Genomic DNA, 14,545 nt, shown 5'->3' on the forward strand with positions numbered 1-14,545 from the left:
GCGGTGAAACGAAAAGGAAACGTTCAGTTGGAACTAATGTCGGCGTTGTCGCCGGTTCCGCCCGGCTGTCCATCCTTGCCCAGGGACAGCACCTCGTACTCGCCACGGGTGCCCGGCGCCCGGTACTGGTAGGGATTGCCCCAGGGGTCGGGCGGAATCGCCTTTTTCAGATAGGGGCCGTTCCACTTGGCGCCGGCGCTCGGCGGCGCCGTCATGAGGGCGGCCAGGCCCTCCTCGGTGGTCGGATAGCGGCCGACGTCGAGCCGGTAAGTGTCGAGGGTCTTGTCGAAGGCGTCGATCTGGGCGCGGGCGGCGGTGACTTCGGATTTGCCGAGCTGCGAGAAGTACTTGGGTCCGACATAGGCGGCGAGCAGTCCGATGATGACGATCACCACCAGCAGTTCCAGCAGCGTGAAGCCCGCGCTGCGCCCGCGACGGACGACGGCGCCCTGTTTCATAGCAAAAACCATCAAACGACTCCTAGATTGCCTCTTTGAAATCCTGCCGGTGAAAGGTAACACGCTGCTATGTGCAGCGACAACTGTTCTTTTCAAAAATACACCATTCCCATGCAGTGCTCATTGTTCCTTCCAAGGGAAATATTATTTCCGTCGCTGAAATGATGCATATTTCAAACAGGTGACAAAACTCAAAAAATAATGTTTTTCCATAGAAGAAACCGAATTTAATTAATGCAACTTAACGAAAGTCAAAATATCTTTCGTTAAGATTTTTTACACTTTAGTTATTTCCATTGATATATTTCTTTGCAACCTGAGCTTCAGGTCCACACGCCATGCCGCGCCCACAAGGCGAGAATACTCAACCACAAAGGCTGATCATGAATCGGAAATCGCACCTGGCACTACCCTTTTTCGGAACGCCCCTCATCAGGCTCCTGGCCGTCACGACCGCCGCGGCAGCGCTGGCGACGCCAGCCCAAGCCGCCACGATCACCTTCGAGGGTGGCGCCGGCGCCGCGTATATCGATGGCGAGGTCTATTCCGAAAGCGGTTTCAACTTCGGCTTCGCATCTCCCTTCGCGGACGGCGCCGGCACCCTGGTCGGCGTCAATATCGACGGCAGCGACCCGAGCTGGTGCGCCAACATGGCATGTCCAACCGGACCCAGCGGCGCTTATTACGGCGCCCTGAACGACAGCACGGTGTCCATCTGGTCCGACTCGGCCAACCCATTCCGGCTGCAGGGCTTCGATGCCAGCTTCATCGGGCATACCTCGGCACTGGGGGGCTATCTGGACACGGTCGGGCTGATCCTGGTGCGTGGCCTGACTGCGGCCGGCGAGGTCCTGGAAGAGGATTTCTGGCTGGACGGCCCTGGCAGCGACGGCTTCTCGTTCGCCAATTTCAGCGCAACCACCATGTTCGACAACGCCTTCACCGAGCTGCTCATGATCGGCTTCGCCTGCGGCAACGACGGCTTTTGCCGCGCCTATCAGAGCAATACCGCGCAATTCGCCCTCGACAACGTGATCCTGGTCAGCGATGACGCCGCTGAGGTCCCGGAACCGGCCACCGGCCTGATTTTCGGTATCGGCCTGCTGGGCCTGCTGGCGCGCGCACGCCGCCGCACTGCCTGATGCGCTTGCGCGCCCGGTCCTGAACACAAGAACAGACAAGAATACAACGAGGAATCACGTTCATGAAAATCCGTCCACTCTCCGCAGCGGTACTGCTTGCCCTGTCCAGCCTGACGCTGGCAGCCCACGCCGACGACGTTCGCCGCCCGTATATCGTGCAACTGGTCGACAAGCCGGTCGCTTCCTATGACGGCGCGATCAGCGGCCTGGCCGCGACCAAGCCGGCTCCCGGCCGCCGCATCGACATCGAGGCCCCCAACGTCCAGAGCTACACCAGCTACCTCGACGGCAAGAAGTCCGTCGTGCGCGCCAGCGTCGGCAACGCGCCCGTCACCCACACCTATGACGTCGTGCTCAACGGCTTCGCGGCCATGCTCACCGACGCCGAAGTGCGCACGCTGATGGCGCGCAGCGACGTGGCGGCGGTCCAGCCCGATACGCCCCACGAACTCGCCACCACCTACACCCCGACCTTCCTCGGCCTGGACGGGGCGGGTGGCGTATGGTCGCAACTGGCCGCCAACGGCATCGAGCTCAAGGGAGAGGACATCATCATCGGCATCGTCGACGGCGGCGTCTGGCCTGAACACCTGTCCTATGCCGACCGGGTCGACAGCAACGGCAAACCGACCTTCGACAATAGCGGCACGCTGGCCTACGGCGCACCGCCGGCGCGCTGGAAAGGTATTTGCCAGGAAGGCGAAGGCTTTACCACCGCCAACTGCAACAACAAGCTGGTCGGCGCCCAGTATTTCAACGCCACCTTCCTGAGCGTTAACCGCCCGACCCACTGGAGCGAATTCAACTCCTCGCCACGCGATTCGATCGGCGGGACGCTGGGCGAAGGCGGCCATGGCACCCACACCTCGTCGACCGCCGGCGGCAACTCGCTGGTCGACACCTTCATCAATACCGTGAACGTGGGACAGATGTCGGGCATGGCGCCGCGCGCGCGCCTGTCGAGCTACAAGGTGTGCTGGTCGTATAACGACGCCACCCAGCCGACCGGCGCACGCAATACCTGCTATGCGGGCGACAACGTGGCCGCGATCGAGCAGGCGGTCAAGGACGGTGTGCATGTGATCAACTACTCGATCAGCGGCGGCCTGTCGATCAACGACCTCGTGGAACAAGCCTTCTTCAACGCCTCGAATGCAGGCGTGATCGCGGTGGCGTCGGCCGGCAACGACGGTCCCGGCAACCAGGTGGCCCACGTCAGCCCATGGCACTCGACCATCGGCGCCTCGACCTACGACCGCAGCCTCCAGGCCGAAGTCGTGCTCGGCAACGGCCAGCGCTATAGCGGCGCCTCGATCAATGCCACGCCGCTGCCGTCGGCGCCCCTGATCACCGCCGAAGCGGCGGCCCTGCCAGGCGCCAATCCGACCCTCGTCACGCTGTGCTACAGCGCCGCCTCGAACGGCGGCCAGCCGGTGCTCGACCCGGTCAAGGTCAAGGACAAGATCGTGATCTGCACCCGCGGCACCAATGCGCGGGTCGACAAGAGCCTGGCGGTGGCCGAAGCCGGCGGCGTCGGTATGGTGCAAGTCGACAATGGCGCCGGCCTGGTGGCGGAAATGCATTCCGTACCCACCGTGCACGTCAACGCCACCAAGGGCGCCGCCATCCGCAGTTATGCGATCGGTGGCGGCACGGCCGCGATCACCCGCTTCGCGATCGGCCCGTCCGAGCAGCCGGCCCCGATGATGGCAGGCTTCTCCTCGCGCGGCCCGAACCGCGCCGACGCCAATGTGCTCAAGCCGGACATGACCGCGCCTGGCGTGGACATCATCGCCGCCGTGACGCCGGAGCTGAGCCCGACCCAGCGTGCGGATGTGATCAACGGCACCCTGGTGCCGCCGGTCGACTTCTCGCCCATGAGCGGCACCTCGATGTCGGCGCCTCACGTGACCGGCCTGTCGGCCCTGCTGCGCCAGCGCTACCCGGACTGGTCGCCGTCGATGATCAAGTCGGCGCTGATGACCACCGCCACCGATACCGTCCCCGACGGCATCAACGGCGACACCGCCGGCCGCGGCGCCTTCGGCCAGGGCGCCGGCCACGTCAATCCGCGGGCAGCGCTCGATCCGGGCCTGGTGTATGCCATCACCGAAAGCGATTACCGCAAATACATGTGCGGCGCCGGCATGGCGGCCCAGTGCGCGGGCGGCAGCATCGCCGGCTACAACCTGAACCTGCCGTCGATCTCGGTTCCCAATGTGCTCGGTTCGGTGGACGTGGTGCGCAGCGTGACCAATGTCAGCAACAGCACCGCGACCTATACGGCCAACATTGCCATCACCGGCTTCAGCGCCAGCGTCACCCCGAGCACGCTGACGATTCCGGCAGGCGAAACCCGTTCGTTCACGGTCAGGCTGGCACGCACCAGCGCGCCGGCCCAGACCTGGCAGTACGGCACCCTGACCTGGAGCGGCGAAGGCCGCACCGTGCGCAGCCCGGTGGTGGCGCGCGCCGCCGGCCAGTCGCTGGCCGCACCGGAATTCGTGTCCAGCGACCGCGCCACCGGCAACAAGCCGATGACGGTCTACACCAACTTCGCCGGCAAGATGAGCGCAGTGGCTGGTGGCCTGAAGGAAATCAGCCGCCGCGTGTTCACCGCACCGGTCACGGATGACAGCACCCAGGCCAGCCTCGAAACGATGCGTGCTGCCTGCGCCTCCGGCGCGCCTGGCACCGTGATCGAACAAGTGACAGTGCCGAGCGGCGCCATGGTGGCGCAGTTCGAAACGTTCGACCGCGATACCTCGGGCCAGGGTGAAGACGACCTCGACTTGCTGGTGCTCAATGCCAACGGCGCGCTGGTGGATTACTCCGCTGAAGCCGGTTCGAACGAGCTGGTCAGGATGATCTCGCCGGCCCCCGGCACCTACCGCGCCTGCGCCTTCGTGTACTCGACCTCCGATGCGGGACCGACCACCTTCGGCGTGTCGACGGCGGTGGTGACCACGGCCGACCGCGGCGGCAACTTCAAGGCTCTGGTACCGGCCCGGGTGTATGCAGGCGGCAGCGCGACGGTGGCGACCAGCTGGTCGGGGCTGCCGAGCGGCAAGCGCTTCCTGGGCGCGGTGCGCCTGCTCGACAACAACAATGTGGTCGGCACCACGACCGCGGTCCAGGTCGAGACCAATAGCCCGCTGCCACTGGCCCAGCGAGGCCAGCGCGGCTCGCCGAAGAACCTGTCGAACTGATTCGGTAGCCGGCTGACACTGCGGCAATCGACAACGCCCTGCAAGCCGATGGCTTGCAGGGCGTTTTTTCATGGCGCCTCATCAACAGCTAACGATGACAGCGCCTTTCACCATCAGGATGCACTCGCTGGCGTGGCCAAGCGGCAGGCGCCGGCAACGCAGACCGCGCCCGGATCGGGGATGTGCTGGCAAGTCGACAGTTCGCCAGTGCGGCTGGCTTCGGCCTTGCGCTGGCTGCGCGAATGTTCCGCCAGCGCCAGCAAGCTGGCCTCGTCGGGATGGGGGCTGGACCAGGCCAGGTAGAAATCCGGGCCGCCGCATGGCCTGGCGCCGACCGGGAGCGTGCGGCATTGCGTGCTGCTGCTGCAACTGGCGGCGCCCACCAGGCGCCTGATCTCGGCCACGGTGGCGGCGGAGTCGCCATGAGACGCCGGCGCGCCGGTCTGGGGCGGCTGCGGCGCGCCAGCCTGGCTTTTACACGCGCTGCAAGTGACCAGGAGAAGCAGCAGGATCTTGTTCATGGCGGCGTCTCCTTGTCATGCCTCGTATGGTCAAGCGGCTGGCGGTCCGCCCAACTGGCAGGCGCCGGCCACACATACCGCGCCCGGATCGGGGCGATGGATGCAGATCGACATTTCGCCGGTGCGCTGGATCTCGGCCTGGCGCTCGGTCTTCGAACGCTCGGCCAGGGCCAGCAGGGCTTTCTCGTCGCTCTTCGCGCTCGAGTATGGCAGGTATTCCTGCGGGCCGCCGCAGGCCAGCGCGCCGACCGGGAGCGAGCGGCATTGCGCATTGTCGCTGCAGGCGGGGGTGCCGATCAGGCGCTTGATCTCGGAGACGGTGGCGCCGGGCTGGAGCGCAACCACCGGCGGCGCGCCGTCCTTGACCGGCGGCTGGACCGGATCGTGGGACTGGGTGGTGCAGGCGGCGGTGGCGCCGAACAGGAGGATGAGGATGAGTTTTTTCATGCCGCCATCTTCGCGCGCACGATATGACTGGTCAAGTGGATAACATTAACTAACTGTTACCAAATGTGTCGACCGCCTGTTGCGCACACCTTACGGAACACGCTGACGCCCCACAAGCTTGCATCAAAACATCTTAAGTTTCCGTGAGGATATATTTCTCATTTGCAGGCAAATGGCGTGAACGTCGCGCATCCTATTCTCTTCAAATGCAAACTTGGACGTTCGCAAATGTAAAAAATTGAGCGTAGGAAAATTTACTCACTACAATAGCTTCATTACAGACGAGCTTGTTCGAGTTCCTACATGACCTTCCTGCGCACCATCATCGCCCTCTCCCTGACCTGCGTCCTGGCTGCCTGCGGCGGCCAGTACGACATCGACACGACCGTCCAGAGCGCGTCGACCACCGTCATCGCCAGTGCGCCAGCCTCGGTGAGCGCAGCAGCGGCCCCCGTCGCCACTGTCGCCACCGTTGCCTCGGCCACGATGCCGGCGCCCGACTGCGCCGCCGAAGGCTGCGCCAGCCTGCGCATCATCGACGGCAATGCAGAAGCCTGGCGCATCGATGCCCAGCGCCGCGCCGCGCTCGAGGCCAGCCTTCCGCAAACCTGATCAACGACGCTGGCGCAGGCGGCGCGTCGTCACCAGCAGGAACAGGCCGCTCGCGAGCAGCAACCAGGCGCCCGGTTCCGGCACCTCGGCCACGCCGGCAAACGCGCCATCCACCAGCTGCAACTCGACAGGCTGGCCCGCGACCAGGTTCATCTCGATCACATTGCCGATGGCGCCCAGGAAGTTATACGCATCGTCGATGAAGCCGACACTGAACAAGGTGCCATGATCGCCGCCGCCCAGGTCGAAGCTGACGTCGAAGCTGAACAGGCCGCCGAAGGTGACCAGCTGGTCGAAGTAGTTGAGGTCGGCGCTATTGCGCAGAACGACACCGTTGACGATGTCGCCGCTGACGTCGCCCGACGGCGCCAGGATGCCGCCGTCCAGGAAGGCGCCGCTGAAATTACTGACGCGGGCCACGGTCGGCGCCGCGTCCAGCGGGCCGTTCAGGCCCAGGTCGAGATAACCGACCGTGCCGGCCAGGGCCGAGGTGTCGAGCGAGACGCGGTACATCGGACCGGCCAGGGCTGCCGGGGCGCCGATCGCGATCGACAGCGCCAGCAGTACGCGGAACAACATATTGGTGAAATGGGTCATGGTGCTTTCCTTTAGAACGAGCCGGAGACCAGCTGCGGTGTGTAGATGAAGTTGCGCTTGGCGCTATTGGTGAACGAGGTGGCGACGGTCACCGTGGCGCCGGGGGCAATGCCCGCCTGCGGCAAGGTGATATACGGCGCGCCACCGTGCATGCCGGCCGGATTGTCGAGCGTGATGCCGGTCGGCAGGCCGTTGAGCACCAGGTGCAGGGGGCCGGCCAGCGGCTTGTTGCCGGTATTGGTGATGGTGACGTTGCTGGTGGTCTTGCCGGTCGCGCGGTTGGTGCTGAAGCCGCCGATCACAATCTTGCTCGAGGTCGTGACATCGGTGGTCGAACCGGTCAGGTTCAGGCTGACCACCAGCGGATCGTGGTCCGAGGCGCGATAAGCGTTCTTGCGATACACATCGGTGCCGGTGCTTTCCAGGTTGTAGTCGATGTCTTTCGGCTCGTCGGCATTGTTATGCCATTCAGCCGCGCCCACCACCTGCGGCGCCAGCGAGCTGCTTGCCAGGACGTGGTCGAGCGAGCCGGCCAGGCCGTTGAACACATAGGAGTACGGCATCGCGTGCGGCCGCACGAACTGCTCGATCACATTGACCATCGCGCCGGCGCCGGTCAGGTGGTTGATTGGGCGCTCGAAGGCATACGAATTCAGGTCGCCCAGCACCAGCACATCCGGATCCTTCGCCGCCGCCACCACTTGCGGGATGAAGAAATTGGTCAGGCGCTGGGCCTGCTGGACACGGGTGGCGTCATAGCAACCCTGGCCATAGCCCTGGTCGGCATCGCCGCCGCTGGCGCCGCCGCAACCCTTCGACTTCAGGTGGTTGGCGATGACCGAGAACTTGCCGCCGTTGCCGGCCATGAAGGTCTGCGCCATCGGCGGACGGCTGTTGATCTCGTGCGGGTCGGACAGCGCGCCGCCCACCAGGGTCAGCTTCGACGGTTTATAGATCATGGCCACGCGGATCGCATCGGTGCCCAGCCCGACCGGCGCCGGCACCACGGCGTAGGTGCCCGGCGCGGTGACGCGGTTGATCTCGTCGACCAGGTATTTGGCCGCAACGTCGCCGTTGTTCTGGATTTCCATCAGGCCGACCACGTCGGCGTCCAGCGCCGCCAGCGAGGCGACGATCTTGTCGCGCTGGCGGACGAACTCGGCCGCGTTATCGGCGCCGCGGCAATTGCCGGCGGATGTATTGCTGCCCAGTGCGCAACCCTGCCCCGACTTGCCCCAGGCATCGCCGCCATTGGTGAAGGTGGTGAAGAAGTTCAGCACGTTGGCGGCCGCGACCTTGACGCCTTGCGGCAGCACCGGCGCCGCCTGGCGCGCGTTGGCGCGATTGATCACCGGGGCTTCGGTTGGCTGGAGCTTGAAGCCGGTGCTGGCGCCGCTGCTGGCGCCGGTGGAACCGAAGTCGATCACGCCGGTCAGGTTATCGATCGTGTCGCCGGCGCGCACGGTGCCGTCCTCGGCCAGGTAAGGCATGGCGGCCGGAGCGCGGAACAGGCCGTCGTCCAGCACGATGCGGTTGGCCATGTGCTCGCGATAAAGTGCTTCTGCTTCAGCCGAACCCTGCGGGTAGCGGCTGGTCGGCTGCTCGCGGCGGCCGTTGGACAGGGTCAGCTCGCCGCGGTTGGCCAGGTCGCCGTTGCCGTTGATGGTGAGCGTATTGGTGAAGCGCACCAGCATGCCTTCCACGCTGGCCAGGTCGGTGCCCGGCAGCGTGATATTGACCGGCACGATGGCCGGGCCGGCGCCCAGCGCGGTGATATTGGTGACGTCCTTGAACTCGGTATAGGTGCGGTCGGCGCCGTTCGGGCGGAATTCGACCACCTGCCCGGTCACGCTGACCAGGGTGCCGACCGCCAGCGCGGTATCGGTGCCATACACATAGATGCCGTCCGAGGTCGACGGATCGCCATCGCCCTGCGGATCCTGGATGAAGAAGCCGCCGTCGACCTTGGCCGTGATCACGCCGCGTGCGGTCTGCACGGTGTTGGCGTACGGGCTGCTGTCGCCCGAACCCTGGATCTGCGGAATGGTGACGATGCCCGCGACGGCGACATTGATGGTGCAGCTCTCGGTCTCGCCGGCATCGTTGCCGAATTCGACCTGCACCGGATAGCGGCCGCCGGCCAGGGTATCGGCGATCTCGAGGCGCGCCTCGGCCTTGCCGCCGGCCGCGCTGGCCGGAGTGAAGCCGCCGAGGGTGATGCCGGTGACGGCGCCCGACACGATGGCGGCACGGTTGACGATGGCGTCGCCATCGATCGCCGACAGCAGCGCCGACCCACCGCGGCCCTGCTCGACCTGCACCGTTGCCGGGCAGGCCAGCACGATCGGCTTGGGTGTCGGGCCGGTGTCGCCGCAGGCTTGCAGCGGCGACGTGGTGGTGCGCGGGCCGACTACCGGCGCCAGCACGAAGTCGGCGCGGTTGTCGTCGCTGTCCTGGCAGCCGGCGGCGGCGCGCTGGAGCGACTGTTCCAGCGTCGGCGACGGCGCCGGCGCGCCTTCGGACAGGTTGGCGCTGCCATAGCCGACCAGGTCGAGGAGGCGGGTGCCGTCGCTGATGGCGACCTTGCCGGTTCCGCCTGCCATATTCATGGCCGGCGCCTGGGCGTCGAATACCTCGATCGGGTTTCTTCCCTGGTCCTTGGCACCGCGCACCAGGAAGTACTGGCCCGGCGCGAGCGTGACCGGCGGCAGCGCGACGCTGCTGCTCCAGGTGGTGCCATTGGCCGACTGGTATTGCACCCGCATGCCGTCCAGGCTGACAGGCGCACTACCGCGGTTGAACAGTTCGACGAAATCGTGACCGAAGTTGCTCGAGGTGCTGTGCGAGTGGGCATACAGCTGGTTGATGACGACGTCGGCGGCAAGCGTCGGCGCGCTCGCGGCAAGGCTGGCCACCAGGGTCGCCAGCAGCGTACGTCGCGGTGTGAAAGTTGCAAAGGTGGTCATTGATTCCCCATTAGTTATCGCACAAGATGTGCCCGCCATTTCTATTAGCAGAATGATAGTAAATGCGGATATTGACAACATGATGACTAGAAATTAGCCGGAATGGGTAATTTCTAGCTTAGCGGCAATTCAACAGACGCGAGTCGAATTGCCGCAGGGAATCAACGAATGGTGAGGTCAGCGCCGGCGACGCCGCGCGGCCCAGCCGATCACGCCAAGGCCGCCGGCCAGCAGCGAAAAGGCGGAGGGCTCGGGCACGAGTGAAATGGCATAGGTCTCGAGCGCCTCGATGCGCCTGAACTGGCCGCCATAGGTGCCGTCGATGATGCTGCGCCCTTCGAAGGCGGGGTTGCCGTAGCTCAGTTGCCAGGAGATGGAGGTGGTCAGCCGGTCGTCGACGAACAGGTCGGGACCGGCGCCGAAGGTGGGACCGTGGTCGGGCGAATTATAGGTCTGGCGCGAGCCCTGGCTGGGCAGTACGTTGTCGAGCAATAGCTGGCGGTAGACGGCCGGATCGGTGTAGTTGAACAGGAAGCCGGTGCGTTGCCAGTCGAGCTCGGAAACGTGCCAGCCGGCCGTGGAAGACCAGCTGCGCGGGTTGTAGCCACCCACGACCCAGCTGTCGCCGGCGTCGTTGGCGATGCGCATCAGGGTGAAGTTGCTGCCGCGACCATCCGCAGCGGCATGGAAGTCGAGCGCGTCGTCGCCCGGCTGCCGCGTGTAGACGTTCTCGAGATAGAGGGGGCCGGCGCCGAGCCAGCGTTCGAGCTGGCCCTGCAGGCTGGGATCGAGCAGCAGCGTATCGGTTTGCGCCACCGCCGGCGCTGCCGCCAGGCCAAGCGCTGCAACAAGGATGGCGGCCACCCCGCCCCGTGCCAGGATCTTGTTCATGCAACGTCAGACTGGCCGTTGCAGGACAAGTTCCAGGCGCGCGGCCTGGGGACGCCGCCAGCGCTATTACGCCCGCTTGTAGATATCCTCGAAGCGGACGATGTCGTCCTCGCCCAGATAACTGCCCGACTGCACTTCGATGATGTGCAGCGGCAGCTTGCCCGGGTTTTCCAGGCGGTGGTTCATGCCGATCGGGATATAGGTCGATTCGTTCTCGGACAGCAGGCTGACCGTATCGCCGCAAGTCACGCGCGCGGTGCCCGACACCACGACCCAGTGCTCGGCGCGGTGATGGTGCATCTGCAGCGACAGCTTCTCGCCCGGCTTGACCGTGATGCGCTTGACCTGGAAACGGTCGCCCGCATCGATGCCCTCGTAGTGGCCCCATGGACGGTAGACGCGGGTGTGGTGCAGGTGCTCGGTGCGTTCTTTCGAGGCCAGGTGTTCGACCACCTGCTTGACGCGTTGAACCTTGCTCTTGCAGGTGACCAGCACCGCATCCTGGGTCTCGACCACGACCACGTCTTCCAGGCCCACCACCGCCACGATGCGGCTTTCGGCGCGCACCAGCGAATTCTTGACGCCGTCCAGGTAGACGTCGCCACGCTGGGCGTTGCCGTTGGCATCCTTGGCCTGGGTTTCCCACAGGGCCGACCACGAACCGACGTCGTTCCAGCCGATATCGGCCGGCACCACGGCGGCGTCGCGGGTGTGCTCCATCACCGCGTAGTCGATCGAATCGGACGGGCAGGCCGAGAACGCGTTCTCGTCGAGGCGGCAGAAATCGAGGTCGCGGTAGGCCGCATGCATGGCCTGGCTGGCGGCGCCGGCGATGGCCGGGGCGTGCTGCTCCAGCTCGGTCAGATAGCGCGCGGCGGCGAACATGAACATGCCGCTGTTCCAGTAGTAGCTGCCCTCGGCCAGGAAGCCTTCGGCCGTGGCGGCATCGGGCTTCTCGACGAAGCGCGCCACCTTGTAGCATTCGCCGCACTCGTCCACCGGTTCGCCGCGGCGGATGTAGCCGTAGCCGGTTTCCGGGGTCTTGGGCACGATGCCGAAAGTGGCCAGGGCGCCCTTGGCCACCAGGCGGGTGGCGCGGTCGACCGCTTCACGGAAGGCTTCGCCGTTCTCGATCACGTGGTCGGCCGGCAGCACCAGCATGACGGCCTCGGGATCGATCGCCTGCAGGTGGTGGGCGGCGGCGGCCACGGCCGGCGCCGTGTTGCGGCCGACCGGCTCGAGCAGGATGCCCAGCGGCGTGATGCCCACTTCGCGCAACTGCTCGGCCACCATGAAGCGGTGGTCATTGCCGCACACCACGAGCGGCGCCATCATCTCCGGCCAGCCGGCCACGCGCAAGGCGGTTTCCTGCAGCATGGTCTTGTCGGCCACCAGCGGCAGCAACTGCTTCGGCAAGACCTTGCGCGACAGGGGCCACAGGCGGGTGCCGGCGCCGCCGGAGAGGATGACTGGATAGATCTTCATGCGCTGGCTTTCTCTTTCTCTAACTCGTTGGTGTCGTGATCCGCGATTTCCTTGCGCCGGGAACGGCGACGGTCGCGTGCATTGAGCCACTCCTGCGAGGAATACTCGGAGGCGTGCTTCATTTCGCCTTTTCGGTCGACACTATATTCCTTAAAGACAATCATTTCATTCAATGTTACATCATGCAACACGCGGGTGTACTCGAACAGCACGCTGCGCACGATCTCGGCGCCTTCGCAGATATGGCTGCCGTGGCCGATCCAGGTCGGGCCCACGATGCGGGCGCCGGCCTCTACTTTAACCCCGGAGCCGATGTAGACGGGTCCCTCGATGGTCGTACCTTCCCAGTCGATGCTGGTGTTCAGGCCGACCCAGACGCCCGGCTTGATCTGGATGCCCGGCACGTCCATATTATTGACTTCGCCGGTGATGACCGACTGCAGCACTTCCCAGTAATCGCCCATGGTGCCGATGTCGAGCCAGTTGAACGGGCGGCCCTGGGCATAGAATGGCAGGCCGCGCTCGGCCAGCAGCGGGAACAGCTCGGAACCGATGTCGAACGCCACGCCCGAGGGAATCAGGTCGATCACTTCTGGCTCGAAGATATAGATGCCGGTGGAAATGAAGTTGGACTTCGCTTCTTGCTGGCTCGGCTTTTCCTGGAATTCCAGGATGCGGCCCTGCTCGTCCGAGACCACCACGCCATACGACGAAACCTTGTCCCATGGCACTTCCTTGGTGATGACGGTGGCCATCGCGCCCTTGCGGCGGTGTTCCAGCAGCGCGGCCTTGAGGTCGAGGTCGATCAGGGCGTCGCCGCACAGCACCACGGTGGTGTCGTCGAAGAAGCCGCCGAATTCCTGGATTTTCTTCATGCCGCCGGCCGAGCCGATCGGCTCCGGCACGACTTCGCCGTCGTCCTTGGTATAGCCCTCGAAGGAGTAGCCGATCTGAACGCCTAACTGCTCGCCTTCGCCGAAATACTCTTCGATTTTTTCGTGCAGCCAGCTGACGTTGACCATGATTTCGGACACGCCATTTTTCTTGAGGTGTTCGATCAGGTAAGCCATCACAGGTTTGCCCAGAATCGGGATCATGGGTTTTGGCAGGTCATAGGTGAGCGGACGGACGCGTGTGCCCTTGCCTGCGGCGAGAATCATGGCTTTCATTAGACTATCCTTTGCATTATTTGGCTGTGGTTTGGTAGCGCCATACGTCAGCGCACATTTGAGCGACATCACGTTCGGCAGTCCAGCCCAGTTCTTCACGCGCGAGGGCCGGGTCGGCGTAGCACTTGGCCACATCGCCCGGACGGCGGTCGACGATCTGGTAGGCGACTGGACGCCCGCTGGCCGCTTCGAAGGCGCGCACCATTTCCAATACGCTGTTGCCCCGGCCCGTGCCGAGGTTGTAGGTGACGATGCCCGGGCCCTTGTTCAGGCGATCGAGTGTCTTGACGTGGCCGATGGCAAGGTCCACCACGTGGATGTAATCGCGCAGGCCGGTGCCGTCCGGGGTGTCGTAGTCGCCGCCGAACACCGACAGCTTGTCGCGCTGGCCGTTGGCGACCTGGGCGATGTAAGGGACGAGATTGTTCGGGATGCCGCTCGGCTCTTCGCCGATCAGGCCGCTTTCATGGGCGCCGACCGGATTGAAGTAGCGCAGCAGCGCGATGCGCCAGTCGGGCTCGGCCTTGGCCAGGTCGCGCAGGATGTCTTCGATCATCAGCTTGCTGCGGCCATAGGGATTGGTGGCCGACAGGGGGAAATCCTCGCGGATCGGCACCGAGGCCGGATCGCCGTAGACGGTGGCCGAGGACGAGAACACCAGCGATTTACAGCCGAACTTGGCCATGGTCTCGAACAGCACCACGCTGCCGTTGACGTTGTTGTCGTAGTAGCGCAGCGGCTGCGCCACCGATTCGCCGACCGCCTTCAGGCCGGCGAAGTGGATCACCGCCTCGGGCTTGTGCTCGGCGAACGCGGCTTCCATGGCGGCGCGGTCGCGGATGTCGGCCTGGACAAAGGCGAACGGCTTGCCGCTGATGCGTTCGACGCGCCCGCAGACCGACTGCTGGGCGTTCGACAGGTTGTCGACCACGACCACGTCGTGCCCGGCGGCCTGCAGTTCGACGACGGTATGCGACCCGATATAGCCCACGCCGCCAGTAACCAGAATCTTCATGTCTTTCGCTCTCTGTTGATAGTTTGTTGATGA

Annotated in this window: 12 protein-coding genes; 3 read left to right on the forward strand and 9 right to left on the reverse strand. The window is 64.8% G+C overall.

The features are described 5' to 3' along the window. Positions 1-23 precede the first annotated feature (23 nt). Positions 24-470, reverse strand: a complete 447-nt coding sequence (gene gspG, locus SOM28_RS20150; protein ID WP_320469215.1) for a type II secretion system major pseudopilin GspG — start codon at positions 468-470, stop codon at positions 24-26. 371 nt (positions 471-841) lie between these two features. Here gspG and SOM28_RS20155 point away from each other — a divergent pair, with 371 nt between their 5' ends. After that, positions 842-1,600: an NF038120 family PEP-CTERM protein gene (locus SOM28_RS20155; protein ID WP_320469216.1), complete on the forward strand. Its 759-nt coding sequence runs from the start codon at positions 842-844 to the stop codon at positions 1,598-1,600. Positions 1,601-1,662: 62 nt separating this feature from the next. Further along, entirely contained in the window at positions 1,663-4,809 is a 3,147-nt protein-coding gene (locus SOM28_RS20160; RefSeq protein WP_320469217.1) for a S8 family peptidase, read from the forward strand. Positions 4,810-4,922: 113 nt separating this feature from the next. Here SOM28_RS20160 and SOM28_RS20165 read toward each other — a convergent pair whose 3' ends face one another. Together SOM28_RS20165 and SOM28_RS20170 are read right to left on the reverse strand one after the other, a co-directional pair. Then, positions 4,923-5,330 (reverse strand): hypothetical protein, encoded by a 408-nt coding sequence (locus SOM28_RS20165; RefSeq protein WP_320469218.1) that lies wholly within the window; start codon positions 5,328-5,330, stop codon positions 4,923-4,925. A gap of 30 nt (positions 5,331-5,360) precedes the next feature. Continuing rightward, on the reverse strand, positions 5,361-5,777 hold the full coding sequence (locus tag SOM28_RS20170; RefSeq protein WP_320469219.1) for a hypothetical protein: 417 nt from the start codon (positions 5,775-5,777) through the stop codon (positions 5,361-5,363). Positions 5,778-6,080: 303 nt separating this feature from the next. Here SOM28_RS20170 and SOM28_RS20175 point away from each other — a divergent pair, with 303 nt between their 5' ends. Then, positions 6,081-6,389, forward strand: a complete 309-nt coding sequence (locus SOM28_RS20175) for a hypothetical protein (RefSeq protein WP_320469220.1) — start codon at positions 6,081-6,083, stop codon at positions 6,387-6,389. Here the strand turns inward: SOM28_RS20175 and SOM28_RS20180 are convergent, their stop codons facing one another. The 6 genes from SOM28_RS20180 to galE all read right to left on the reverse strand — a co-directional run bounded on the left by SOM28_RS20180 (position 6,390) and on the right by galE (position 14,512). After that, positions 6,390-6,986, reverse strand: a complete 597-nt coding sequence (locus SOM28_RS20180; RefSeq protein WP_123068740.1) for an NF038129 family PEP-CTERM protein — start codon at positions 6,984-6,986, stop codon at positions 6,390-6,392. 11 nt (positions 6,987-6,997) lie between these two features. Further along, positions 6,998-9,952, reverse strand: a complete 2,955-nt coding sequence (locus tag SOM28_RS20185) for an ExeM/NucH family extracellular endonuclease (protein ID WP_320469221.1) — start codon at positions 9,950-9,952, stop codon at positions 6,998-7,000. Between the two features lie 177 nt (positions 9,953-10,129). Then, positions 10,130-10,843: a PEP_CTERM-anchored TLD domain-containing protein gene (locus SOM28_RS20190; RefSeq protein WP_320469222.1), complete on the reverse strand. Its 714-nt coding sequence runs from the start codon at positions 10,841-10,843 to the stop codon at positions 10,130-10,132. Positions 10,844-10,909: 66 nt separating this feature from the next. Then, positions 10,910-12,328 (reverse strand): mannose-1-phosphate guanylyltransferase/mannose-6-phosphate isomerase, encoded by a 1,419-nt coding sequence (locus tag SOM28_RS20195; RefSeq protein WP_123068743.1) that lies wholly within the window; start codon positions 12,326-12,328, stop codon positions 10,910-10,912. After that, a complete protein-coding gene (locus tag SOM28_RS20200) occupies positions 12,325-13,497 on the reverse strand; it encodes a nucleotidyltransferase family protein (RefSeq protein ID WP_320469223.1) in 1,173 nt (390 codons plus the stop codon). Before SOM28_RS20200 ends, SOM28_RS20195 begins: the two co-directional genes overlap by 4 nt. A 16-nt stretch (positions 13,498-13,513) precedes the next feature. Further along, positions 13,514-14,512: a UDP-glucose 4-epimerase GalE gene (gene galE, locus SOM28_RS20205; RefSeq protein ID WP_123068745.1), complete on the reverse strand. Its 999-nt coding sequence runs from the start codon at positions 14,510-14,512 to the stop codon at positions 13,514-13,516. Positions 14,513-14,545: the final 33 nt, after the last annotated feature.

Source organism: Massilia sp. CFBP9026, assembly GCF_034045165.1.
In the GTDB taxonomy this organism is placed as follows: domain Bacteria; phylum Pseudomonadota; class Gammaproteobacteria; order Burkholderiales; family Burkholderiaceae_D; genus Telluria; species Telluria arenae.